Consider the following 24,550-nt stretch of genomic DNA (forward strand, 5'->3'; position numbering starts at 1 on the left):
GCGACTCGAGCGCGAACGTGCGATTAACTCAGCGTCTCCCTAGGCTTGTCCCGGCCGCAGTTCCAGCACTGGGTGAACTGCGGCTCGATCACCTCGCCGCAGCGCGGGCACTTCCAGTCGCGGCCGTCGTGTTCGGGCTCGCCCTCCAGGTATTCCAGGATGATGGCGCGCGCCTCCTCGGCCTGTTCCTCGTGCACGACCATGATGCGGGCCCAGGTCTCGGTCGGCGGGACTTCCCCGACGGCACCGTAAAGCCCAGCCTGGTTCACGTAGGCCGGGATGCCGGCCTCCTGCAGCAGGGTCTCGATGAACCCGGCCATCACCGGGTCGGCGGCAGAATAGACGGTCCTCATGATCGCGACCGTAGCACGCAGCGCGGACCCGGCGCAGCGGCGGCAGTGCCTACTGCACGGTGCCCTGGTTGGCGGCCTGGAAGTACTCCATCGCCTTCTGGATGGCGAAGAACGGGGCCTCGTCGAGGGCGATCTGCGTATGCGGCAAGTTGATGTCCGCGTAGTACTTGCGCATGGCCAGCACGTGGATCGGCAGCTCGCGCGCGAACATCGGATTTTCGAAGTTGAAGTACTGCCCGAGCCCCAGCACGAGGTCCTGGCGTTCTTCGGCCGTCAGGCTCTCCGGCGACACCACGACATCCGGCAGCTGCCCGGCCTGGCCATCGACCGAGACCACCACCTGGCGATCGCCTTCGGCCGCGGCGGGGATATCGTCCCCAGTCACGAGCTGCAGGTTCTCGGACAGGTCCAGGTAGCCCTTGGACAGGATATGGCCGTGGGGCTGAAACACCTTGCTGGACATGTTCACTGCCCACAGGTCCAGGGACTCCTTGAGGTCCTGGGCCGCCTGCACCTCGCCCAGGGCGAACAACTGCCGGGCGTAGAGGATGTCCCAGACCCAGACCTGACCGTATTCGGGCAGCTCGCCTTCGGCGACCACCGAGACCTTGTGCAGCTCCGGCTGTGCCTCGTCGCGCGCGTGCAGTGTCAGGGTAAATTCGGCCAACGGACTTCTCCTTACGGCAGCGCATTTCGCGCTGCATGATCAAGCATTCAAGTATAGCCACCAGCGCCGAGACAGCGCAGTTCAGGTACGCCGCCCGGGGACTTCCAGGACCGTTCCGGGCCGTCCCAACCGACCCCGGTTCACGGAACTGACATAATGCCGTCATAGACTCTCGGTCCCACTTCTGCCGCGAGTCGTGCATGCCGGATGCCGACGTGACCCAAACCGACCTGTTCCTCAACCGCGAACTGTCCCTGCTGGAATTCAACCGCCGGGTACTCGCCATCGCCCAGGACCCGGCCTTCCCGCTCCTGGAACGCCTGCGCTACCTCAGCATTTCCTCCACCAACCTGGACGAATTCTTCGAGGTCCGCGTGGGCTCGCTGCGCCAGCAGGTCGAACTGAACGTGCAGGCCCCGGGCCCGGATGGCCTCTCGGCCGCTGAACAGCTGCGCCAGATCGCGCCGCGCGCCCACGACCTGGTGGAACAGCAGTACAGCACCCTGAACGACGAGCTGATCCCGGCGCTCGCAGCGGAGGGGATCCACTTCGTTCGGCGCACCCACTGGGACGCGGCCCAGCGGGACTGGGTGCGGGAGTACTTCCGCCAACAACTCCAGCCGGTCCTCAGCCCGATCGGCCTGGACCCCGCCCATCCATTCCCGCGCATCCTCAACAAGAGCTTGAACTTCATCGTCACTCTCAAGGGCAAGGATGCCTTCGGGCGTGAATCCGGCCGCGCCGTGGTCCAGGCCCCGCGTTCCCTGCCGCGCCTGGTACGGCTACCGCGCGAGGTCGCCAGCGGCGACAACGACTTCGTGCTGCTGTCGTCCATCCTGCATGCGCACGTGGACGAGCTGTTCCAGGGCATGAAGGTCACGGGCTGCTACCAGTTCCGGCTGACCCGCAACTCCGACCTGTTCGTGCAGGAAGAGGAGATCGACGACCTCCTGAACGCCCTGGAGGGCGAGCTGCCCCAGCGCAACTACGGTGCCGGCGTGCGCCTCGAGGTCGCGGACAACTGCCCGCAGGAGGTCGCGGAGTTCCTGCTGCAGCAATTCCACCTGGAGCCGGACGACCTGTATCAGGTCACGGGCCTGGTCAACCTGAACCGTCTGATGGCCGTGCACGAACTGGTGGACCGGCCGGACCTGAAGTTTCCCCCGCTGGTCCCGGCCCTGCCCCGCAGTGACACGAGCGGCAGCGGCATCTTTGCCTGCATCCGCGACCAGGAGCTGCTGCTGCATCACCCCTACCAGTCGTTCATGCCGGTGGTCGACTTCCTGCGCCAGGCGGCGGCGGACCCGCGGGTGCTGGCCATCAAGCAGACGCTCTACCGCACCGGCACCCGCTCGCCGCTGGTCGAGATCCTGATCGAGGCGGCGCAGGCCGGCAAGGAGGTCACCGTCGTGATCGAGCTGCGGGCGCGCTTCGACGAGGCCGACAACATCGAACTGGCCAACCGCATGCAGGACGCGGGGGTCCATGTGACCTACGGCGTGGTCGGCTACAAGACCCACGCCAAGCTGGCGCTGGTCGTGCGCCGCGATGGCGACCGCATCACCCGCTACGCCCACCTGGGCACCGGGAACTATCACTCCGGCACTGCCAAGGCATATACCGACTTCGGCCTGCTGACGGCCGACCCCGTGCTTACCGAGGACGTCCACCGCGTGTTCCTCCAGCTCACCGGCCTGGGCAAGGTGACCCGGCTGCGCCAGCTGCTCCAGGCGCCGTTCCGCCTGCACGCCGCGATGCTCGAGAAGATCCAGCGCGAGATCGACAACCACCAAGCCGGGAAGCCCGCCCGCATCGTCGCGCGCATGAACTCGCTCAACGAGGCGAAGATCATCCAGGCCCTCTACAAGGCTTCGCAGGCGGGCGTCCCTATCCAGCTGGTCGTGCGCGGCATCTGCAGCCTGCGCCCCGGGGTGCCCGGCATCTCGGAAACCATCGAGGTGCGCTCGGTCCTGGGCCGGTTCCTGGAACACTCCCGCGTGTTTTATTTCGAGAACGGCGGCGACCCCGAGGTGTTCCTGTCGAGCGCCGACTGGATGCCGCGCAACTTCTTCCGCCGCGTCGAAGTGGCCTTCCCCGTACGCGACCCGGAACTGCGCGACCGCGTCGCCGAGGAATCCCTGTTCAACTATCTGCAGGACAACGCCACCGCCTGGGCACTGCAGCCCGACGGCAGCTACCAACGCATCCGGCCAACCGCGGGCGAGATCCCCTATTCCGCCCAGGAATCCCTGACCGCCCAACTGTCGGGTGCCACCACGGGCTGAGCGACCCTCTGTCTCGCCGACTGCAGAATCCCTTATTGGCAACGAGCTTCAGCCAATTGCAGGGAACGTTCTCCCAGGCGTTGGCTCCCTTCCGCCGCGGTAGGGTGCCGTTGAGCGCAGCGAAACGCACCATTTCCCGCGTCATGCCAATCCCTTGATGGGATTCGCTGCGCTCATCCCATCCTGCGACCCGGCGACTGGCTGAACGTCATGGCTGGTCAGGTCAGGATTTGTCGTGGTCCCGGTCCGCTGAAGCGGTGCCGGAACGCGGGACATCGTGCATCCCGCCCAGCAAGCTGACCTCGGCGTCGCGGTGCCGCAGCAGGTCCTGCAGCAGGACCACGATCCCGGCCACGCAGAGGAATAGCCCGAAATTCAGGCCGATCGACTGCACATGGCGGAGCAGGAAGGGCAGTGCCAGCAACCGGTTGTGTCGCATCAACCGAAACCCGGTCGCCGACCACCAGATGCCGATCCACAGCGGCACCGCGAGTACTTAGAGATCCAGACCACCAATGTCAGCATCCTGCGTTCCTTGTGTCCGGTTCGGAATAGGGGCTCACTCGAACTCCAGTTCCAGCTTGTGGCGCGCCCAATCTTCGCGTTCCGCATCCAGATCGGCGCGCGTTAGCGGGTGGGTATCCAGCCAGTCGGGCGCGAAGGTCAGCGTCAGACCCTCATGCGTCGCCTCGATGCGCTCCAGCGGCACCGGATCCGGCGCACGCGAACGATGCAGCAACACGGCCAGACGCAACAGGGCCGCCATGAACAGCAGCGGCCGCGCGCGATCCTCTCGCACCCCGGACAACAACTTGGGCTTCAGCCCGCCCCGGTGCAGGCGCACCAGCCACGCCAACTCGGCCTGTTCGGGCTGCGAGAAACCCGGCAGGTCGGCCCAGGTGAGGATGTACTCCCCATGTTTGTGGTATTTGCTGTGGGCTAGTGCCAGGCCGATCTCGTGCAGTTCGGCCGCCCAATCCAGGCGTTCCGCGTCGTCCTCGCCAAGCTCCCAGGCAGCGCGAACGGCGGTCACCAGGCGCGCCACCGTCGCCTGCACCCGCTCCGCCTGGGACGCATCGACCGCGAACCGCCGGCGCAGATGGTGAATGGTGCTGCCACGCACGTCCTCGTGCCGAAAACGTCCCAGAAGGTCGTGAATCACGCCCTCGCGCAGGGCCCCGTCCGAGGGGTGCAGCCGTTCGATCCCCAACGCCTCGAAGGCACCCAGAAGCACCGCAAGGCCACCGGCAATCACGGGCGCCCGGTCCTCGGCCAGACCAGGCCATTTCAGCCGCTTGATGGCCCCCTGCTCGATCAGCGCATCGCGCAGCCGCTCCAGGTTCTCGCGGCTTACACCCGGCGCCTCGTCCAATTCCCCCTCATGCACCATGCGGTCCAGCGCCAGGATCGTACCCGACGCCCCCAGCGCCTGCTCCCAGCCGGCCGCGCGGTAGGCACTCGCGATCGGTTGCAGCTCCCGCTGCGCCTGCAGTTGCGCGGCTGCGAAGGCCTTGCGCGTCAGTTTGCCATCGGCGAAGAAGCGCTGGGTGAACGTCACGCAGCCCATCTCCAGGCTCTCGGCCAGGACCGGCTCGAAGCGCTCTCCAATAATGAATTCGGTACTGCCGCCACCGATATCCATCACCAGCCGGCGGCCGCTATCGTCCGCCAGCGCATGCGCCACACCCAGGTAGATCAGCCGCGCTTCCTCGCGCCCGGCAATGATCTCAACCGGATGCCCCAGAGCCTCTTCCGCCGCGCGCAGGAAGGCGCGGCTGTCGTCCATCTGGCGCAAGGTGTTGGTGCCGACCACGCGCACGCAGCCGCGCGGCAGCTGGCGCAGTCGCTGGCCGAAGCGATCCAGACAAGCCAGGGCACGCTGCCCCACCTCCGGATCCAGCTGTCCATCGGGATCCAGACCGCTGGCAAGACGCACCGTCTCCTTGATGCGGTCGACCTTCAGGACCTCGCCGTCCTGGCGCCGTGCCACGATCATGTGAAAGCTGTTGGAACCCAGATCAACGGCCGCAACCGTCTCGGCATCGTTCTCCGTGTGCATGTTCAATCCGCCTCACCGCCGGCCAGCCGTTCGAGGATACGTCGGGGCAGGTGCCAGGCGAGCTGCATGGGGCCCGGCAGCGCGCCCGTCAATCCGCAGGCATCGCCCTTGCCCATATGAACCAGACTCCGCCCGCCCGTCGTGCCCAGCAGACAGCTTACGAGCAGCGACAGGTCCGGCTCGTGTCCCACGATCACCAGTCCACCATCCGCCGGGAGATTGCGGGCCAGGGCCTCGACCTCCAGCCCCGTGGGTTGTCCGGGCGCCAGCCATTTCTTCTGCCGCACCGGGACATCCAGCGCCTGGGACAGGGGGATCGCCGTCTGGCGGGCCCGCAGATAGGGGCTGCAAAGGAGCTCGACCGATCCCGGCAGCAGATCCCCGAGCGCCTGCGCCATGCGTACCGCACTCACCTGGCCCTTGTCGGTCAGCGGCCGGTCACGATCCGCCCCGTCCCAGTCGCCGGGATTTCCGGCCTGGGCGTGCCGCACCAGCACCAGCCGCGGTGCGCGCATCCCGCTCAGTCCGCCCCCGGCCGCAGCAGAAACAGGGAGTACCACTCCTCGGGCGCCGACCACTGTGCCGCATGTTCGAGCCCGGCCGCCGTCAGCAGACGGTCGATGGCCTCGCGGCTGAACTTGCGCGAGATCTCGGTCCGGATCACCTCGCCTTCGGCGATCTCCAGAACCGCCTCCGGCTCCGACACGCGCACCGTCTGCTGTCGCCGCGACACCAGGTGCATCTCGATCCGCGAGAGGTCTTCGACGAACGGAGCGCGATGCTCGAAACCCTCCGGATCGAAGTCCGCCCCCAACTCGGTATTCAACACCGACAGCAGGTTCAGGTTGAATGCCGCGGTTACCCCCGCCGCATCGTTGTAGGCCGCCTCCAGGACCGGGCGCGGCTTGACCCGGTCCAGCCCCAGCAGCAGCCGGTCTTCGGGGTTCATGGTGTCGCGGATTCGTCGCAGCAGTGCAGCCGCCTCGGCGTCCTCGAAATTCCCCAGACTGCTGCCGAGAAAGGCAAACAGGCGCGGACCGTCGGCTTGCGCACCGGAAACATCGGCCAGATGGGTCAACGCCGCCGCATAGTCCCCGCACAGGCTGTCCACGCGCATCTGATCGAAGCGCTGCAGGAGTCGCGCGCCGGCCTCGTCGAGGATCTCGCCACAGACATCGTTCGCGACGTAATGGGGCGCGGAGACGCGGGCTTCCAGCGCCGCCAGCAGGTACTCGGTCTTGCGCGACGTCCCACTGCCGAGTTCAAACAGCGTGCGCGCCCCGGATGCCTCCAGGATCGCTTCGGCATGCCGCTCCAGCAGGTCGGCCTCCAGGCGCGTGGGGTAATACTCCGGGGTATCGCAGATCGCATCGAACAGCTGCGATCCGCGCGCATCGTAGAAATACTTCGGCGGCAGGGACCGGGGCGGCTCGAGCATCCCCGCGCGGAAATCGGCCAGCAAGTCGGCGTGGGCGTCGCGTTCCTCCACCACCTGGCGGCTGTAACGAGGGGAAATAGAGACAGCACTGGGTTCGGCGGACATCCGGGCTTCCGTATCGGGGTGGTTTGCGGCACGCTAGCACGAAACCCCGGACGCCCCAACTGACCCTAGCCATGTGCCGACACCTCGCCTATCTGGGTCCTCCGATCACGCTACGCAGCCTGATCCTGGATCCGCCACACAACCTGATCGAGCAAGCCATGGCCCCGCAGGAGCTGGTGTATGCCCGCGTCAACGCCGACGGCTTCGGCTTCGGGTGGTTTGGCGAGGGGGGCGTTGCGCGCCACTACCGGCGCGCCGATCCGCTCTGGCAGGATCCCAACCTGGTGGATCTGGCCAGCGACATGACCCAGCCCCTGTGGGTTGCCGCCATCCGCAGCGCAACCCCCGGCTTCGGCGGCGACACCGTCAACGCCCAGCCATTCGCCCGCGACGGCCTGCTGTACAGCCACAACGGCCTGATCAGCCGCTTCCGTCCCGACATCCGGCGCCAGATCCAGAACATCCTCAGCCAGGAGGTCGAATCGAGCATCGAGGGAACCACCGATTCCGAATACCTCTTCGCCCTGGTCCGGCAATACCTGGCCGATGACGACAACGCGACGCTGGAGGGCGCCCTCGGCGAGGCGTTCTCCACCGTGGAGACCTGGCTGGGGGCCGACACCGCCCTGCTGAACGTGATCCTGTCCGACGGCCGCCGCATCATCGCCAGCCGCCATGCGGTCAATGCGCCCTGTCCCAGCCTCTACTACACCACCGATGACGAGACGTTCCCCAACGACAGCGTGGTCGTGGCCTCCGAACCCCTCACCGACCGCGAACGCTGGCGCCCGGTCCCGCCCGGCCATCTTTTGATCCTCGATCCCGACGAACCGCCGGAACTCCTGGCGCTGTAACACGCTCCACCGGATATGAATGCCGCCCATCCGCAGCCAAGTGCAAGCCCGCACCCATCCGACCTCCTGGACTGCCTGGCGACCCAGCACGACCGCCTGAACACGGCACTGGAGTCGACACCGGGGAACGAATGGCGCAATCAGTATCACCCGGACCTGAGTCCCATCGGGTGGCACTACGCCCATTGCCATTTCATCGAGGCGGTATGGCTACACGAACGCATCCTGGGTGAACCTCCGCCCGACCGGCGCGACTGGCACGATCTCTACTTCCCGGAACAGAGCCCGAAGTGGCGCCGCGGCGGAAGACTCCCGACGCGCGCATCCCTGCTGGAATGGGGCCAGGCCAGCCAGCAACATCACCTGGACTTGTTGCACAACCATCCGGCGGTGCGGCGCCATCCCCTGCTCGAGCGGGACTACCTGACCGGTTTTCTCGCGCAGCACCACGCCATGCACCTGGAAAGCCTGGAGCAGGTGCGCTGGTTCGCCCGCCTGCATCGCCCCGCCCCACCCCGAACGCAGGAGCCAAAACCCGCACTGGCGGCCGGCGGCGACTGGATCGAGTGCCCGGGCGGCGAACATGTCAGCGGTAGCGACGCGGCGACCGCCTTCGACAACGAGCGGGGCCTCCACCCGGTCCGGCTCGCGCCCCACACGATCCGCTCCCATCCGGTCTCCAATGCCGAGATCGCCGCGTTTATCGAGGCCGGAGGCTACCGCCCGGGCCCCCACTGGGACCCGCCGGGTCGAACCTGGCTGGAACAAACAGGCATCGCGGCACCTCTGGGATGGTGGAAGCTACCCGACGGGACCCGGGTACAAACCCTCCCCCACGGCACCCAGGCACTCGATCCGCATGCACCCGCCGTCGGACTCTCCTGGTTCGAGGCCTCGGCCTACGCCCGCTGGGTGGGTGCCCGCCTCCCCCACGAACACGAATGGGAACACGCCGCCCAGGCCGGGCGGTTGCGCGCCACGGGCCAGGTATGGGAATGGTGCGGCAACACCTTTCAGCCCTACCCGGGCTTCCAGCCCTTTCCGTACAAGGAATACTCCCTGCCCTGGTTCGACGGCGAACACTACGTTCTACGCGGCGGAAGCGCCTGGAGCGATCCATTGCTCACGCGCTCTACAATGCGCAACTTCTTCACCCCCGAAAAACGTCACGTGTTCGCCGGCCTCCGGCTTGCGCGCAATCTGTAGAGGTTCATGAACATGCCACCGAAGAACACCCCCCTCGCGTCCCGCCCGTCCTGGCTCGTCGCCGGGCTCGCCGCCCTGGTCCTGGCGTTTCCGGCTACGGCCATCGCAAGCGACGGCGGAACCACGCTGGCCCTGACCGGCAAGGCCGAGCGCCAGGTCGCCAACGACCACATGACCGTGCTGATGACGACTGAGGCCCGCGCCCCGGAGGCCGCCACGGCCGCTGCCACCGTCAACCGCAACATGCAGGCCGCACTGGAACGCGCCGGCGAACAGGATGGGATTGACGCCCGCACCATCGGCTATTCCACCCGCGCCATTCACGACTCCGACGACCGCAGCCGCATCAATGCCTGGCTGGTCCAGCAGAACCTGGAACTGACCGGAGCTGATTTCGATCGGTTGACCGAACTGGTCGGCGCGCTCCAGCAGCGGGACCTCAACGTCAGCCAGATCCGATTCTCCCTCAGCCCCGAGGCGCGCCAGGAACATCGCGAGGCGATGATCGAAGAGGCGATGGAAGACCTGAAGGAACAAGCGCGCGTCATCGCCCGCTCGCTGGGGGCCACGCACCTGCGCACACTGGAAGTGGAATTGCCGGACGATCACTACGATCGGCCACAGCCCATGATGGCCATGCGCGCCATGGACGAGTCAGCCAGCCAGCCGTCGCTGGAGGCCGGGCATTCCACCCTGACCCTCAGCGTACGTGGACGCCTGCAGGCCCTGGGCGCCGAGACCCTGCGCGTCACCCCGCGTTAGCACCTACCTCACCGTAGGGTGCTGTGAGGTGCCAGCCGAACCGCACCGTTCCCATGCAGGCCCCGGTCCCCGAGCGCCCCGCGCCACGATCGGTGCAATTCGCTGCGCTCATTGGCACCCTACGTCGTTCATGATCAGGGATAGCCCTCGGATATGTAGAGTCCGTAAACCGCCCCTCGGCGGGCTACCAACGGGCGCCTCAAGGCCGTACGCAGCCCAAGCCGACGCCCGCAGCAAACAGCCCCCAATCCTCATCCCGGCCACAGCGCTCCCATTCTCGTCATCCCGGCCGTAGCGCTCCCCTCCCCGTCATCCCGGCCGGAGCGAAGCGAAGAGCCGGGATCTCCTCACGCACGAACACCCGGACATCTGTGCCACCTCCAACGATGGAGATCCCGGATAACCGTTACGCGGTTTCCGGGATGACGGGGGTTGGGTGGTCATTCCGAGCGTTAGACGGTCATTCCGAACGTGGGTGCATCCATCCAGCCCCAATCTCCCGGCCGTTATCCCGGCGGGACCCTGCTTTCCCATCATCCCGGCCGCAGCGCCCCCCTCCTCGTCATCCCGGCCGTAGCGCTCCCCTCCCCGTCATCCCGGCCGTAGCGCAGCGAAGAGCCGGGATCTCCCCGCGCACAAACACCCCGACATCTGTGCCACCTCCAACGATGGAGACCCCGGATAACCGCTGCGCGGTTTCCGGGATGACGGGCTCACGGTGAGGATCCGGGCGGCCGATGGGCTTGGGACTCCATGCCATCGCCGTTTATGCGTTGCGTCTCCCTGAGGATCGAAACGCATCAGGGGCACCGCAACCGCCCCGCGCTCCTCCGCGCCTAGTAGAGGCACTGACGGAAAGATGAACGCGTGCGGGAAACGGTGTGATTCGCAGACGGACTCGAGCGGCTTTAGCGGGCGAGTTCCAGCACCAGTTCGCCGTCGCGGACCTCGATGGACTCGATGCCCGCGCGCAGTTGCTGGAAGGGCTCCAGCGCCAGCAGGTCTTCGTCCTTCAGCCCGCCCAGCCAGGCATCCGGCAGCGGGATTCCGGCGACGCTCACGCCGACCAGGCGCGCATGCACCCGCCCATCTTCGGTCTCGAAGCGCACCCCCGAGCGTACATTCAGGACACGACCTCCCAGCAGCGGGATATCCGCCGGAACATCGATGCGCACCCGAGTGCTGACCTGCCCCGGCGTAAGACGCATCGCCACGCGTCCGGCCAGGTCCGGGTCCTGGGCGATCAGGGCATTCAGTTCGCGCTCGCTGAAGCGCACGCTGCGCGCCTCGGCGCGTTCCTCGTAGAGTTCCGGGACCAGCGGCTCGGCCTCGGCATCGAGGTCGATGATGGGGTCGGCGGGTGCCTGATCCGGGCGGGGCTCGGCATCGCGCGGCCCCAGCGCCTGCAATTTGGCCTCCAGCTCGGCCTGCTCCTCGACATCCAGCGTCACCGCCTCGGGCTCGCCCGACTGCAGGTGGATCACACCCCAGAAACCGGCCCACAACGCAGCCAGGATCAGCAGGACAATCAGGTAACGCGGGGGACGCCCAGTGGAACGGTACTGGATGGGCGCGGAGGGTTCGTTGTTCTTGGCCATGCCGGACTCTCGCAGATCACAATGGCGACATGGTCGCACAAAGGCACGACCATGATCCGCCCGACGGGGGATTGATCAGAGGAAGTCAAACAGCGACAGGCGGTTCACCTGGGTATAGGTCTGCTGCGCGGCCTGCAGGGCCACCTGCTGCTGGTTGAAGCGGCTAATCGCCTCGGCGTAGTCCAGGTCGCGAATCTCGGAGACCGCACTGTTCAGGTCCACCAGCCGGTCCTCGTTCAGATCCTTTTGCTGATCAAAGGTCTTCAGGCGCGACCCCACCTCGGCGCGGATGTCGCTGAAGTTGCCCAGCACGGTGTCCAGGTCGGCCAGGGCCGTGTTGGTCGCGGTGGCCAGGTTGGCCCGGCTGGTGCCACTGGCGCCGCCCTCTTCCAGCGCCGCGATGATCGCGTCCAGCGTCTCGAACACATTCTTGTTTTCGGCGGCGCGGGACAAGACCTGATCCCCAGCATGGGGTGTGCCACTCAGGGTGATACTCCGCCCCTCAAAAAGGACCGCCTCACCGGCCACAAAAGGCCGATCTTCCATCGAATTCCCGGAATTATCTTCGGCGAACTGGGTATCTTCATTCTCATCTACATAGGTGATGGAAAACTGGACGTTCCCGTCGGCGTCTTCGGAGAATTCAATCGTGTAGTCGCGCTCATCCAGTCCACCAACGTCGCTTACACCGGTTTGCTCCACAACAAGGCTACTGCCCGGCTCGCGATTAACCACTTCGGCCCCGACACGCCCGTCATTCTCGGGGATATCCATGAACACGCGCGCGCCCGTGTCGCCCACCGGGATCTTCCGGTTGGCCGAGATTGCCACCTCGCGCACACTCCCGGTTCCCTCGGCCCCTTCGTAACGCACCGCACCACTGCCGTCCTGCTGGAAGGGCTGCTGCAACGACTTGGTTCCGGCAAAGAGATATTCGCCGTTCGGGTCCTTGGTGTTGGCGATGTCGAACATCCCTTCGCGCAGCTGGCGCAGCTCGCCGGCGAGGTAGCTACGGGTCTCGTTGGTCTGGCTGTCGTTGTTCCCGGCCACGACCAGTTCGCGCGCGCGCTGCAGCAGGTCGGTTCCGCTTTGCAGGGCCGATTCCTCCTGCTGCAGGCGCGGCTGGGTGTTGTCGATGTTGCGCTGGTACTGTTTGGTGGCCTGGATGATGCGTTCGAACTGATTGACCTGGGTCGCACCGCTCGGGTCATCGGACGGCGACAGGATGCGCTCGCCCCGTCCCATCTGCAGCGAGGTCCGGTTGAGCTCGGTCTGGCCGCGCTGGATCTGGTCGATCCCGGTCTGGAAAATCTGGGTGGTCGAAATGCGCATGCTCGTGTCTCCCGGTGGGCGCTAGCGGCGGACCGCGCCGAGCAATGTATCGAACAGCGAATTGCTGACCGAGATGACCTGGGCCGCCGCCTGATAGGCTTGCTGATAGCGGATCAGGTCCGCCGCCTCTTCGTCCAGATTGACGCCGGACACCGCCTCGCGCTGCGCCCGGGCCTGCTCCAGCTGCGCATCGGCCGATTCCTGCGCGACCTGGGCCTGGCGGGTGCGCGTGCCGACGTTCGCCAGCAGGCTGTTGTAGCCATCCCCGAAGGTCCGGTCACCACCCACCAGCCGCTCGTCCGACAGGTCATTCATCGCAAGCATATTGCGGTTATCACCCGGACGATCGCGATCCAATTCGACAACGAAAGAGTCACCTGCATCTGGGTTCCCACTTAGCGTCAGGGTCCACCCATCCAGTTCGATCTCGGTACCGGCTGGATCAACCGCAAACTCGGATCCATTCACCTCATAAGAGAGGCCGCCGTTATCCACCACGTTGACGGTTACCGGATTCTCCAACACCCCCGGATCAAAGCCTTCCTCGGTGATCTCCACCCCATCAACGGTCGCCATGCCGGTGTTGTTCTCATCGGCTGAGGCCTGCAGAGATGGACCGGCCGCGGCGATCCTGCCAGGGTCGGTCATCTCCACCGACAGATCGCGCGACCCGTAGCGTGTCGGCTGAATCAGCCATTGGTCACCTTCCTCCGCCCCGAGATCATCGACATCGATAACCAGCCCATCGACAGGCTCTGCCACTGTTCCGCCGTTGAAGTCCAGCGTTGTGGTCTCGCCATCCGACAGGCGTGTGAGCTGGTATTCCGCTCCATCGAAACTCAGACGGTAATCGGACGTGGTCAGGTCCCGCACATCGCCAAACTCAACATCCGGGACATCCTCTGAATTATTGCCAGGGACTCCACGTACCGACGGATCGCCGATCCCGAAGATATCGCCCCCTTGCTGGCCGCCCAGATCCAGCCCCAGGTTGTTCTGCTGGTTGTACTCCGCCCCGATGCTGATCGCGAGCCGACCCAGGGTGTTCTGGGCCTCGTCGATGATCCCGGTCCGGGTCTCCAGCAGTGCACCCAGCTCGCCGCCCTGGATGAAGCGGGAGATGTTGACCGGATCGCCGCTGGTGGCCAGTCCGATATCCGGCGAACGCGGATCCCCGGTCAGCGACTGGGCGACCAGTTCGCGGTTGTTACCGCCCAGCACCAGCGCCTGGCCGTTGCCGACGAACACATTGACCGCGCCGTCGTCCTGCTCGGTGATGCGGACGTTCACTTTCTCCGCCAGCTGGTTCAGCACGCGGTCGCGCTGGTCCAGCAGATCGTTCGGGGTGCCTTGGGTGGACTTGGACACGATCTCGCGGTTGAGCCCCGCGACCGCCTCGGTCAGCGAGTTGATCTCGTCGACGTTGGTACGGATCTGGCCGTTGATGATGTCGCGCTGCTCCTCGATGCGCCGGTCGATCGAGGCGAAGCGCTCGGCCAACGATTCCGCCTCGGTCAGGAAGACCGTGCGCGCGGCGCTGGAGGTGGGGTCGTTGGCCAGATCCTGGCCGGCGCCGAAGAAGTCCTGCAGCACCGGCGTCAGCCCGGAACTGGAGCTGCCCAGCAGGTCGTCGATGCGCCCGGCCAGCGAGGCCTTCAGCTCGGCGTTCGACTGATCGGAGATCGAGTTGCGCAGCTGGGTATTCACGAAGTCGTCGGAGATACGGCGGATCGTGTCCACCTGCACGCCCTGGCCCTGGAAGCTGCCCCCCAGGAACTGCGGCGTCAGGTTGGACAGCTCGGTGCGCTGGCGGCTGTAGCCTTCGGTGGCCGAGTTCGCGATGTTGTTGCTGGTGGTGCCGATCGCGCGCTGGAACGCCAGCAGCGCGGAGGTGCCGATGCCGGACGCGCTCATGCCCGTGCCTCCCGCGACAACGCCTGTTCAATCACCGGACTGGGCCATTTCTTCTTCATGCTCTACCCCTTGGTACGGGTAACGGCGGCATCCGCCGCGACTTGAGTCGATCCACTGTCACGATGCGCGGCCATCTGGTCGCGCACCCGCAGGACCTTGTCCGCGTAAGCCGGGTCGGTGGCATAGCCGGCGTCCTGCAGCTCGCGGATGTACTGCGCGTCATCGCCGGCCTGCAGGGCCCGGTGGTAACGCGGATTGTTGCGAATGAAATCGACGTAATCGGAGAACGACTCGGACGGATCGGCATAGGCCCGGAAGCGGGCCTGTTCGCGCTGGGCGACGCCCTCGCGGAACTCCAGCGTGCCCACGGAGACGCGATCGCCATCCCAGCGGCTGTCGGCCTTGATCCCGAACAGGTTGAAACTCGGCTGGCCGTCGGCCCGCGACGGCACGTGCTGCCCCCAGCCGGTCTCCAGCGCGCTCTGCGCCAGCAGGATGCCGGGCTCGACGCCCAGCTCCGCCGCGGCCTCCCGCGCCAGGGGTTCCAGGGTCTGCACAAAGTCCGCGGCATCCCGCGGCGGCCAGGCGATGGGGGCCGGTTGCGGCGCCGCCTTGCGAGCCGCCTCCGGCGACACAGCTTCCGGGCGTTGCGGGCCCACCGGGCGCAACTCGAATTCCGCCTCGCCCTGCAACGCCCGCAGGGTATCCAGCTCCGACCGTCGACGCGGCATTTCCAGAGCCGCCTGGCGATCCGGATCATTCAGTGTCTCGGGATCGACAGGCTGCTGGGCGGAGAGCTGGCGCATCAGGGCATCACGCAGGCCGATGCCGTCACCCTGGCTCATGGCCTTGGCGAACTCCTGGTCCTGCATCTCCAGGTACATCTCGCTCTGGTCGTTGTCGAACAGGCCGTCGCCCAGAGAGGCCTCACGCATCTGCTTGAGCATCTGGCCGATCAGCATGGCCTCGAACTCGCGGGCCACGGCCTCCAGACCCTTCTGATCGCCCGAACGCGCGCCCCGGGCCAGGTCCTGCAGACCACTGGGGTCCGAGGCCATGGCCGCGCGGGCCTGCATCTGGGTATCGACGCCCGAGCCGATCATCAGATGACCACCAGCTCCGCGCGCAGGGCACCGGCCTCGCGCAGGGCCTCCAGGATCGCGACCAGATCGCCCGGGGCCGCGCCCACGTTGTTCACGGCGCGGACAATCTCGTCCAGCGAGGTGCCCGGGTCGAACAGGAACATGGTGTTGTCGCCCTCCTCGATCGCGATGTCGGTATCCGGCTGGATGGCGGTCTCGCCCTCGCCAAAGGGCGCAGGCTGGACCACTTGCGGGGCCTCGCTGATGGTGACGGTCAGGCTGCCGTGGGAGACGGCCGCAGGCGTCACCTGCACACTGGAGCCGATCACGACGGTCCCGGTGCGCGAGTTCACGATCACGCGCGCTGGCGGTGTGCCGCGTTCGATCGGCAGGTTCTCCAGCTCGGCCACGAAACCGACCCGGTGATCCGGGTTCGCCGGCGCCCGCACCCGCACGGACGAGCCGTCGAGGGCATGGGCCACGCCATGGCCGAAGGTATCGTTCACCGTCTGCACCAGGCGATTGGCGGTGGTGAAATCCGGTCGGTTGAGGTTCAAGGTGACGTGATCGCCCTGGGCGAACGCGGTTGGGACCTCGCGCTCCACGGTTGCGCCGTTGGGGATACGGCCGACGCTGGGCACGTTCACGGTGATGCGCGAGCCATCGGTGCCCTCGGCACCGAAACCGCCCACGATCAGATTGCCCTGGGCGATGCTGTAGGTCTGACCATCCGCCCCCTTGAGCGGTGTCATCAGCAGCGTGCCGCCGCGCAGGCTGGTCGCGTTGCCCATGGACGACACGGTGATATCGATCCGCTGACCCGCCTTGGCGAACGGTGGCAGTTCAGCCGTGACCATCACCGCGGCCACGTTGCGCAGCTGCGGGTTGCCCGCATCCGGCGTCAGCCCCAGCTGGCCCAGCATGTTGTTCAGGCTCTGCACGGTGAACGGGGTCTGGGTGGTCTGGTCCCCGGTACCATCGAGGCCGACCACCAGGCCATAACCGATCAGCTGGTTATCCCGCACGCCGGAGACACTGGCCACATCCTTGACCCGCTCCATATAGCTGCGCTCCTGCATGGCCACCTGCTGCTGCATCGCGGTCTGCGCCGAGACCGCGGCACTCCCGAGCCCCGCCACCAGCAGCGCCGCCAGGAGCAGTAGCCCCAGCCGGCGCCAGTCGCCGAACGGCGCAGCCGGTAAGCCTGAGGCGCGTTGTGTCGTGCGTGTGGAATCCATGTCGTACCTCGCCACGGTCATGCCGGGTCAGAAGGGCCAGATCGGGCTGTTGAAGAAGCGCGTGATCCACCCGGGTGTGTTGCTGTCCGCCAGTACGCCGGAACCGCCGTAGTACACGCGGGCATTGGCCACCTGGGTGGAAAGCACGGTGTTGTTGGTAGTCACATCCACTGGGCGCACGATGCCGCGAAAGCGCACGTACTCCTCGCCCTGGTTGATGCCCAGCCATTTCTCGCCCTGCACGACCAGGTTGCCGTTCGCGAGTACCTCGGCCACGGTCACGGTGATCTCGCCGTCGAGCTGGTTGCTCTGCGAGGAGTCCCCGGACCCGTCGAAGTCCCGCGAACTCGAGTTGCTCGCCCCAAACAACGGGCGACCGTTGAACGTGGCATCGCGGCCGAAGGCCGAGAGATTGCCCAGCTCCAGGTTGGAATCCTTGCCGGTGGAAGTCGACGCCGACTTCTGCGCGTTGGTGCTCTCCGCCAGGATGACCGTCAGGATGTCGCCGACATTGCGCGCCTTGTAGTCCTCGAACAGCCCCTGGGAGTGGGCGGCCTGGTAGATGCCGCCATTGTTCTGCGACTGCGGGACCGGCTGCGCCGGCATCACCGGCTGGTACTCCGGGTTGTCGTCCGGCTTGGTCGTCTGAGTGGCGGCGCAGGCGGACAGCAACAATGCGGCGGTCACGGCCAGGGCCAGGCGGAGAACGGTTCCGAGGCGCGTCATCAGATCACCCGATCGTCTGGTTAACGAACTGCAGCGACTGGTCGGCCGCGGAGATCGCCTTGGAGTTGACCTCGTAGGCGCGCTGGGTCTCGATCATGTTCACCAGCTCCTCGGCAATGTTCACGTTCGAGGTCTCCAGCGAGCCCTGCACCACGGTGCCGGTGCCGTTCAGGCCCGGCAGGGACTGCTGCGCCACGCCCGAGGCCGCAGACTCGCGGAACAGGTTCTCACCCACCGCCTGCAGACCGGCCGGGTTCACGAAGTCCGCCAGCTGGATATTGCCCAGCTCCACCGGTGCGGCCTGCCCCGGGATCTGCGCGGTCACCGTGCCGTCCTTGCCGATCGAGAGGGACTGGGTGTCCTCCGGCACAAACAGACCCGGCTGCAGCGGGTAGCCATTGGACATCACGACCTGGCCATCCGAATTCAACTGGAAGCTGCCGTCCCGGGTGTAACCCACATTTCCGTCCGGCAGCAGGATCTGGAAGAACCCGCGGCCCTCGATGGCCATGTCCAGCGAATTGTCCGTCTGCTGCAGGTTGCCCTGCTGGAACATCTTCTCGGTGGAGACGGCGCGCACCCCGGTACCGATCTGCAGGCCCGAGGGCAGCTGCTGATCCTGAGTGGCCTGGGCGCCTGGCTGGCGCACGGTCTGATAGATCAGATCCTCGAACACCGCCCGGTCCTTCTTGAAGCCGGTGGTGTTCACGTTGGCCAGGTTGTTCGAGACCGTCGACATGCGCGTGTGCTGCGCGTCGAGGCCGGTCTTGGCGATCCACAGTGCCTGGTTCATGGTGTTCTCCTGTTTTCTCTCAAGTGCCGCGCGAGTCCCGGGAAATTACCCGAGGCCCAGCAGGCGGTTGCTGCTTTGTTCCAGCGTGTTGGCGCTGTCCATCATCTTCACTTGCATCTCGAAGTGGCGGGACAACTCGATCATCCGGGTCAGCGCCTCCACCGTGTTCACGTTGCTGCCCTCCAGCATCCCGGAGACCACGCGCACCTCGGCATCCGCCGGCGCCTCGCCCCCTTCCGCCAGGCGGAACAGGCCATCATCCCCACGCTGGAGCTCGTCGGTGTCCGGGTTGACCAGGCGGATGCGTTCCACCGCCGCCAGGGCCTCCGGGCCCACTCCCAGGGGGCGCACGCTGATGGTGCCGTCGGTGCCGATCTCGATCTGCTCCGCCGGCGGGATGGCAATCGGGCCGCCATCCCCCAGTACCTGGTGACCCTGCGCGGTGCGCAGCAGCCCAAAGGCATCCACATGCAGCGAGCCGGCGCGGGTGTAGCCTTCCTCCCCGTCCGGGCCCTGGACCGCGATAAAGCCTTCGCCCTCGATGGCGATGTCCATATCGCGCCCGGTGCTCTGCATCTTGCCCTTGCTGAAATCCACCGCATCGTTGCCGATCTGGGTGTAATCACGCGAGGCATGGCCCGGCCCGCGCACCGGCAAGGTGTCCGCCGTAGCCAGGGCCTGGCGGAAGCCGTCGGTATTGGCGTTGGCCAGGTTGTGGTTATTGATGGCCTGTGCGTGCATCGTCTCCTTCGCACCGGACATCGCGATGTACAGAAATCGATCCATGCTCAAGCCCTCTTCAGCGTCTCATCCGCGACTTAACGGATGTTGATGATCGTCTGGGTGACCTGATCGGCCGTCGAGATGGTCTGCGCATTCGCCTGGAAGTTGCGCTGCGCAGTGATCAGATTCACCAGCTCCTGCGCGATATCCACGTTGGAGGCCTCAAGTGCACCGGCCTGTACGGAACCTAGGTTGCTCGACCCTGGACGATCCAGTCGCACGTCACCCGCCGCGAAGGTTTCGGCCCAGTTGTTGTCACCTAGCTGTTCCAGACCCTGCGGGTTGGGGAAATTCGCCAGCGCCAGCTGGCCGAGAACCGAGGACTGACCATTGGTGAAGCGCGCGAACACTACACCGGTCTGGTCGATATCGATGCCGGTCAGCTGGCCGGAGGCGAAACCGTCCTGATTCAGGTCGTTCACCGAGAAATCACCACCGAACTGCGTGGTCCCGTCGAAGTTGATATCGAAGACCAAGTCATCCGCGCCGTCCAAGCTACCGCCCGGGACGGTGAGGCCTTCCGCGGGCGGATCTACACCCACCAGCTGGCCATTGACATCGAACTCCAGACCCAACGGCCCTGAATCACCACCCCCATAGTTAGCGAGCTCCTCCAAGTTTCCATCGTCTCGCCGCACCGCAACATGGGCATTCCACTCGTTCTGGGCAGTCTTCACGAAGTAGAGGTTGGCGTCCCGCGCAATACCTAGGGAGTCATACATGGTGAGCGAGGTGGAGAAGTTGTAGGTCTCCGGGTCATCGAGAACGAAATCGTCCGGATCGTCACTCAATGTCGCCGCATCCGAACGCAAGTTAATCAGTGCCTCAAGGTTTGAGGTGGCCTGGGGAGCGGCCGTATCGGTTTGCAGACGCAGATCTCCGAGATTGGTCCCACCAGCCTCGTCATAGCCACGCAGACGTAGCCCCTGGTTGTTCACCAGGTAGCCGTCGCGATCGACCTGGAAGGCTCCCGCCCGGCTGTACACCGTGCTGCCCTGGTCGTTCAGGACGAAGAAGCCCTCGCCGTTGATGGCCAGGTCCAGGCCGTTCTCGGTGAACTCGGTCCGGCCCTGCGAGAACTGCTGGGTCACCGCCTGCAGGCGTGTGCCGGAGCCGATGGCCGTCTGGCTAATGCCACCGAAGCTCTGGGCAAACACGTCACCGAATTCCGCCCGCGAGCGCTTGAAGCCAGTGGTCCCCGAGTTGGAGACGTTGTTGCCGGTGGTCTGCAGGTCGGCCTGGGCCGCGTTCAGTCCGCTCAATCCGATATTGAAGGGCATGGGGTGTTTCCTCCGTCAGGGTTCTTGTTGCGGGGCGTTAGCCGCCAATCCGCCGTACATCCGAAAAGCTGATCTCGCCCAGGCCTTGCACGGTCAGTGCCAGCCCGGAATCGTTGCCCACCGCGACGCTCTCCACACGGGCATCCAGGAAGGTATCCACGGCCTCGGACTGAGTCCCGGAGCGGGCCGTGGCCTTGAACTCGTAGACGCCCGGGGGTGCGAAGGTCCCGTCGTCGCGCATGCCGTTCCAGCTGAACTCCTGCAGTCCGCTGCCGGCGGCCCCAAGGTTCATGCGGCGGATGCGCTCGCCGTTCGGGCTGTACACGTCGATCTGCAGCTCCTCCGTGGAGCGATCCAGGTCCACCGCACCCTTGACCATGCCGTCCGGACCCAGCTCGCCGAATTCGACGGGAACCAGCACGTCCTTGCCTACCAGTGAGGCGGCCTGCAGCGTCTGGTTCTGCCCCAGCGACTGCGCCAGCTGCTGGAAGGACTTGGACAGCTCCTCGATGCCGGTCACGGTCGAAAACTGCGCCATCTGGCCCAGGAAGTCGCCGTTGTCCATCGGTTCCATCGGGTCCTGATTCTCCAGCTGGGTCGTCATCAGCTTGAGGAAGTCGGACTGGCCCAGGCGGTCCATGTCCTTGTCCTGTTTCTGCTCGGGGCGCGAGAGGCCCAGGCGATCCAGCAATTCGGGGGATATCTGTGTCATCGATGGCTCCCTAGCCTTGACCGATCTGCAATGTGCGCTGGAGCAGCTGACGCGAGGTCTCCATCACCTCCACGTTGGCTTCGTAATTGCGCGAGGCGGACATCATGTTGGCCATCTCCTCCACCACGCTGATGGCCGGACGGAAGATGTAGCCCTCCTCGTTGGCCTGCGGGTGATGGGGTTCGTAATGCGCATGCGGCGCCGCCTGCGACTCGGTCACGCCGGCCACCCGAACGGCCGTCGACGAACCGTTCGGGTTGGCCTGGTTCATCACGCTCTGGAACAGCACCTGCTTGGCGCGATAGGCCTCGTCGGGGTTGGTCGCGGCGGTGTTCGCGTTGGCCAGGTTCGAGGCCACGGTGTTCAGGCGCACCGACTGCGCCGACAGCGCCGAGGCGGAGGTATTGAACAGGCTGAAAAGGTTGCTCACGACATCGATCTCCCGATCAGGTCCGCGTTAGCGGTCGCCCCGCAGGGCTTCGCGGATGCCGGAGACCCGGCGATTGAGGAATTCCAGGCTGCTCTGGTATTGAACGGCGTTCTCGGCAAAGGCGGCCCGCTCCATCTGCGGGTCCACCGTGTTGCCATCCAGCGACGCCTGCGAGGGGACGCGGTAAAGGGCCTCGACCTGCCCGTTCATCACGCCGGCGTTGGGGTCGAGATGCGCCGCCTGGCTGCGCGCCATGGGCAAGCTATTGCCGCCGCCGGCCGCGGATTCGAGCACCGCACGAAAATCGATATCCCGCGCCTTGTAGTTCGGGGTATCCGCGTTGGCGATGTTGGAGGCCAACAGCTCCATGCGCTGCGCCCGCACATTCACCGCCTGCGGAGAAATACCCATCGCCTTGTCGAGAGAGAGACTCATCGCTTCCGTCCTGTCCGCCCGTGGCGGACCCTCGCTTGGAGAACGGGGCGCACCGATTGCGACCCTTCGCAGGGGAACTGAAGCAATCGTTATGCCATTCTCGAGCGGCGTGCCTTAGGGGCGCAGGCACAGCGTGCAGCCAGGGGAAGGGATGGAACGACTCGCCGCCCGCATTGCACGGGCGTTCCCGGGAATCAGCCCCGGGGCTGGATTACGTCAGGACTTCAGACGAAGTACCGAGCCGTACTCGGTTCGTACGGTCTCGAAAGCCTGGGTATAGGGCCCTGCGGTCTCGGAAGCGCCAAGAAACAGATACCCGCCCGGATTCATCTGCCGGGCGATAGCGTCAAGAACCTGTCGCTTGGTGTCGCCCGAAAAATAGATCAGCACGTTGCGGCAGAACACCAGGTCGAACTTGCCCAGCGCCGCATAGCTGTCGATCAGGTTGAGCTTCTGAAAGCGACAGCGACGCTGCACATCCGGGATCACCTTGTGGCCATCCGCGACGGTCTCGAAGAAGCGCGCGCGCCGGCTCTCGCTGAGCCCGCGCACGATGCTCAGGCCGTCGTACACGGCCCGCCGCGCATCGTCCAGGATCTTCTCTGACAGGTCCGTGCCCAGAATGGAAACCGGTACCTTCCGGGCCGGCCGCGACTCCTCCCATTCCGAGACCACCATCGAGATCGTATAGGCCTCCTGCCCACTGGAGCAGCCCGCGGACCAGACCTTGATGCTGCCTCCCTTCGCGGCCAGTTCCGGCAACAGCACGTGGCGCAGGATCTCGAACGGAAAGCCATCGCGGAACCAGGACGTCTCGTTGGTCGTCATCGCATCGATCACGCGGGTGCGCAGGCGCGGATTCGGGGCCTGCCGCATGGCATGCAGCAGTTCCGGGACGCTCTTGAAGTCGAACTCGTCGAGCAGCCGCGACAGACGACTGGAAACCAGGTACTGGCGGCTGTCGCCCAGCACCAGACCGCAGCAGTCCTGCAGGAAGCGGGAGAACTCCTCGTAGTCGCGGGAATCGATCACCAAGTCATCCCTGAGCGCTGTCCATCGTGATTAGGCATCCTGATGACGAATCCTTGGCCGGGGCCTCTTGGCCGGAAAACCGGGGTGATCCCGAAGATCGGGTCGAGTATACGGCGTCGCGCGCATGGCACCATACAGCCCGAGTGGCGGCCACCCGTCGCCGCTCCGGGCTTGCCGAGCGGCAACGCGGTTCCGCCCGACCGGTCATTCGGCCTGCTGATCCGGGCGCCCGGTCTGGTCCAGCACCGCATTCGCCAGCTCGTCGGGATTGAACTTGGACAAAAAGGCATCGGCCCCGGCGCGCTTGACCATATCCGTGTTGAATTCCCCACTCAGTGAGGAGTGCAGCAGCACCCGCAAATTCTGCAGCGCGGGATTGTCCCGGATGCGCGCGGTCAGGGTGTAGCCGTCCATGCGTGGCATCTCGATATCCGAGATCACCAGTTCGACCTGGTCGCCTACCGGCCCTTCCGCGGCCTTCTGCTCAAGGAAGTCCAGTGCCTCCTGGCCATCCTTGAAGACATCGTATTCGAAACCGAGCCCCTTGATCGCCCCCTCGATCTGCTTGCGCGCCACCACCGAGTCATCGACGATCACAACCTTGCGCCCGCTGGCCTCGCGGGCATTCTCGCGGATGGATGGCGATATCTCGCTGGGCAGCGGGTTCACGATGGAGAGCACCCGTTCGACATCGATAATCTCGACCAGCTTGTTGTCGATCTCCGTGACGGCCACCAGGAAGGATTCGCGCCCGGTTCCGCGCGGGGGCGACTTCACGTCCTGCCAGTTCACGTTGACGATACGGTCCACGGCCGACACCCAGAAGCCCTGCACCGAACGATTGAACTCGGTGACCACCACCTTCTGCTCCCCGTTGTCGACCGCCCCGACGGCGCCACGCAGGCCCATCGCTCGCGCCAGGTCAATGATTGGCACGGTACCGCCACGCAACGTCGCCACCCCGCGTACCACGCTCATGGAGCCGGGAATCTGACGCAGCGGCGGCGACGGAATCACCTCGCGGACCTTGAAGACATTGATCCCGAAGGTCTGCGACCCGCCCAGATGGAACAGCAGAAGCTCCATGCGGTTCTGCCCCACCAACTGGGTTCGCTGATTCACATCGTCAATGAATTGACTCATCGTGCCGCTCTCCTTGCCCCGATTGCTCTTAGCACCGGACAGGCCTCAAAGGCCAAGTGTGCACCGCGCAACCCCGGCCTGTCATTTGCATTTGCGTGCATGCGCCTTCTGACGCCGCCTCATGGCCATAACGGCCGCCCGCGACGGGCCTTGAATGTGCGCGTGGCGCGGGATGCCCATTCATTGGCACGACATCTGCATGTTTTTGCGTACTGAAACCGCTCGCGACTCGCTCGACATCGACGCAAGATCCGCCAAATCCGAGCCATTCGCGCACAGTCCGACGCCCGCACCGAACTGGCTGCGCAGGACAGGACCAAACA

Annotated in this window: 24 protein-coding genes; 4 read left to right on the forward strand and 20 right to left on the reverse strand. The window is 65.6% G+C overall.

What is annotated here, in order from left to right:
- Positions 1–23: 23 nt before the first annotated feature.
- Positions 24–353 carry a putative signal transducing protein gene (locus TVD_RS07805; protein WP_038068268.1) on the reverse strand — a complete coding sequence of 110 codons (330 nt, stop codon included), beginning with the start codon at positions 351–353 and terminating at the stop codon, positions 24–26.
- A gap of 49 nt (positions 354–402) precedes the next feature.
- Positions 403–1,020 carry a hypothetical protein gene (locus tag TVD_RS07810; RefSeq protein WP_047251277.1) on the reverse strand — a complete coding sequence of 206 codons (618 nt, stop codon included), beginning with the start codon at positions 1,018–1,020 and terminating at the stop codon, positions 403–405.
- A 200-nt stretch (positions 1,021–1,220) separates the two neighbouring features.
- Between TVD_RS07810 and ppk1 the strand changes: the two genes are divergently transcribed.
- Entirely contained in the window at positions 1,221–3,305 is a 2,085-nt protein-coding gene (gene ppk1, locus TVD_RS07815; protein ID WP_019628077.1) for a polyphosphate kinase 1, read from the forward strand.
- 223 nt (positions 3,306–3,528) lie between these two features.
- On the opposite strand, the gene TVD_RS07820 is transcribed toward ppk1, so the two are convergent.
- From TVD_RS07820 to egtD, 4 genes are all read right to left on the reverse strand, one after another.
- Positions 3,529–3,744 (reverse strand): hypothetical protein, encoded by a 216-nt coding sequence (locus TVD_RS07820; RefSeq protein ID WP_047251942.1) that lies wholly within the window; start codon positions 3,742–3,744, stop codon positions 3,529–3,531.
- Positions 3,745–3,864: 120 nt separating this feature from the next.
- Positions 3,865–5,364: an exopolyphosphatase gene (ppx, locus tag TVD_RS07825; RefSeq protein WP_047251278.1), complete on the reverse strand. Its 1,500-nt coding sequence runs from the start codon at positions 5,362–5,364 to the stop codon at positions 3,865–3,867.
- Positions 5,365–5,366: 2 nt separating this feature from the next.
- On the reverse strand, positions 5,367–5,879 hold the full coding sequence (locus TVD_RS07830) for a SixA phosphatase family protein (RefSeq protein ID WP_018145479.1): 513 nt from the start codon (positions 5,877–5,879) through the stop codon (positions 5,367–5,369).
- 5 nt (positions 5,880–5,884) lie between these two features.
- On the reverse strand, positions 5,885–6,907 hold the full coding sequence (egtD, locus tag TVD_RS07835) for an L-histidine N(alpha)-methyltransferase (RefSeq protein WP_018145478.1): 1,023 nt from the start codon (positions 6,905–6,907) through the stop codon (positions 5,885–5,887).
- A 71-nt stretch (positions 6,908–6,978) separates the two neighbouring features.
- Here egtD and egtC point away from each other — a divergent pair, with 71 nt between their 5' ends.
- From egtC to TVD_RS07850, 3 genes are read left to right on the forward strand one after another with little or no spacing between them, the layout of a single operon-like run.
- Positions 6,979–7,761: an ergothioneine biosynthesis protein EgtC gene (egtC, locus tag TVD_RS07840; protein WP_047251279.1), complete on the forward strand. Its 783-nt coding sequence runs from the start codon at positions 6,979–6,981 to the stop codon at positions 7,759–7,761.
- A gap of 15 nt (positions 7,762–7,776) precedes the next feature.
- Positions 7,777–8,967 carry an SUMF1/EgtB/PvdO family nonheme iron enzyme gene (locus TVD_RS07845; protein WP_047251280.1) on the forward strand — a complete coding sequence of 397 codons (1,191 nt, stop codon included), beginning with the start codon at positions 7,777–7,779 and terminating at the stop codon, positions 8,965–8,967.
- A gap of 12 nt (positions 8,968–8,979) precedes the next feature.
- Complete coding sequence (locus TVD_RS07850) at positions 8,980–9,729, forward strand: SIMPL domain-containing protein (protein WP_018169953.1); 750 nt, start codon at positions 8,980–8,982, stop codon at positions 9,727–9,729.
- Positions 9,730–10,637: 908 nt separating this feature from the next.
- Here the strand turns inward: TVD_RS07850 and TVD_RS07855 are convergent.
- The 14 genes from TVD_RS07855 to TVD_RS07920 form a co-directional block, all read right to left on the reverse strand.
- Positions 10,638–11,327, reverse strand: a complete 690-nt coding sequence (locus TVD_RS07855; RefSeq protein ID WP_047251281.1) for a hypothetical protein — start codon at positions 11,325–11,327, stop codon at positions 10,638–10,640.
- Between the two features lie 75 nt (positions 11,328–11,402).
- A complete protein-coding gene (gene flgL / locus TVD_RS07860; protein WP_047251282.1) occupies positions 11,403–12,659 on the reverse strand; it encodes a flagellar hook-associated protein FlgL in 1,257 nt (418 codons plus the stop codon).
- Between the two features lie 21 nt (positions 12,660–12,680).
- Complete coding sequence (gene flgK, locus TVD_RS07865) at positions 12,681–14,573, reverse strand: flagellar hook-associated protein FlgK (protein ID WP_047251283.1); 1,893 nt, start codon at positions 14,571–14,573, stop codon at positions 12,681–12,683.
- 62 nt (positions 14,574–14,635) lie between these two features.
- Complete coding sequence (flgJ, locus tag TVD_RS07870) at positions 14,636–15,676, reverse strand: flagellar assembly peptidoglycan hydrolase FlgJ (RefSeq protein ID WP_047251284.1); 1,041 nt, start codon at positions 15,674–15,676, stop codon at positions 14,636–14,638.
- Positions 15,676–16,893, reverse strand: coding sequence for a flagellar basal body P-ring protein FlgI (locus TVD_RS07875; RefSeq protein WP_018938519.1), 1,218 nt, complete (start codon positions 16,891–16,893; stop codon positions 15,676–15,678). Before TVD_RS07875 ends, flgJ begins: the two co-directional genes overlap by 1 nt.
- A gap of 27 nt (positions 16,894–16,920) precedes the next feature.
- The gene (gene flgH, locus TVD_RS07880) at positions 16,921–17,619 is read right to left on the reverse strand and encodes a flagellar basal body L-ring protein FlgH (protein WP_018145469.1); all 699 of its coding nucleotides are present in this window, start codon (positions 17,617–17,619) and stop codon (positions 16,921–16,923) included.
- Between the two features lie 4 nt (positions 17,620–17,623).
- Complete coding sequence (gene flgG, locus TVD_RS07885) at positions 17,624–18,412, reverse strand: flagellar basal-body rod protein FlgG (RefSeq protein WP_018145468.1); 789 nt, start codon at positions 18,410–18,412, stop codon at positions 17,624–17,626.
- A 45-nt stretch (positions 18,413–18,457) separates the two neighbouring features.
- Complete coding sequence (gene flgF, locus TVD_RS07890) at positions 18,458–19,198, reverse strand: flagellar basal-body rod protein FlgF (protein ID WP_018145467.1); 741 nt, start codon at positions 19,196–19,198, stop codon at positions 18,458–18,460.
- A gap of 32 nt (positions 19,199–19,230) precedes the next feature.
- Positions 19,231–20,475 carry a flagellar hook protein FlgE gene (flgE, locus tag TVD_RS07895; protein WP_018145466.1) on the reverse strand — a complete coding sequence of 415 codons (1,245 nt, stop codon included), beginning with the start codon at positions 20,473–20,475 and terminating at the stop codon, positions 19,231–19,233.
- A 37-nt stretch (positions 20,476–20,512) separates the two neighbouring features.
- Positions 20,513–21,187 carry a flagellar hook assembly protein FlgD gene (locus TVD_RS07900; protein ID WP_018145465.1) on the reverse strand — a complete coding sequence of 225 codons (675 nt, stop codon included), beginning with the start codon at positions 21,185–21,187 and terminating at the stop codon, positions 20,513–20,515.
- A 10-nt stretch (positions 21,188–21,197) separates the two neighbouring features.
- On the reverse strand, positions 21,198–21,617 hold the full coding sequence (gene flgC, locus TVD_RS07905) for a flagellar basal body rod protein FlgC (protein WP_047251285.1): 420 nt from the start codon (positions 21,615–21,617) through the stop codon (positions 21,198–21,200).
- A 27-nt stretch (positions 21,618–21,644) separates the two neighbouring features.
- On the reverse strand, positions 21,645–22,052 hold the full coding sequence (flgB, locus tag TVD_RS07910) for a flagellar basal body rod protein FlgB (protein ID WP_047251286.1): 408 nt from the start codon (positions 22,050–22,052) through the stop codon (positions 21,645–21,647).
- A gap of 216 nt (positions 22,053–22,268) precedes the next feature.
- Positions 22,269–23,084 carry a CheR family methyltransferase gene (locus TVD_RS07915; RefSeq protein WP_018145462.1) on the reverse strand — a complete coding sequence of 272 codons (816 nt, stop codon included), beginning with the start codon at positions 23,082–23,084 and terminating at the stop codon, positions 22,269–22,271.
- A 204-nt stretch (positions 23,085–23,288) separates the two neighbouring features.
- On the reverse strand, positions 23,289–24,227 hold the full coding sequence (locus TVD_RS07920; RefSeq protein ID WP_047251287.1) for a chemotaxis protein CheV: 939 nt from the start codon (positions 24,225–24,227) through the stop codon (positions 23,289–23,291).
- Positions 24,228–24,550 lie beyond the last annotated feature (323 nt).

Source organism: Thioalkalivibrio versutus, from assembly GCF_001020955.1.
Classification (GTDB): domain Bacteria; phylum Pseudomonadota; class Gammaproteobacteria; order Ectothiorhodospirales; family Ectothiorhodospiraceae; genus Thioalkalivibrio; species Thioalkalivibrio versutus.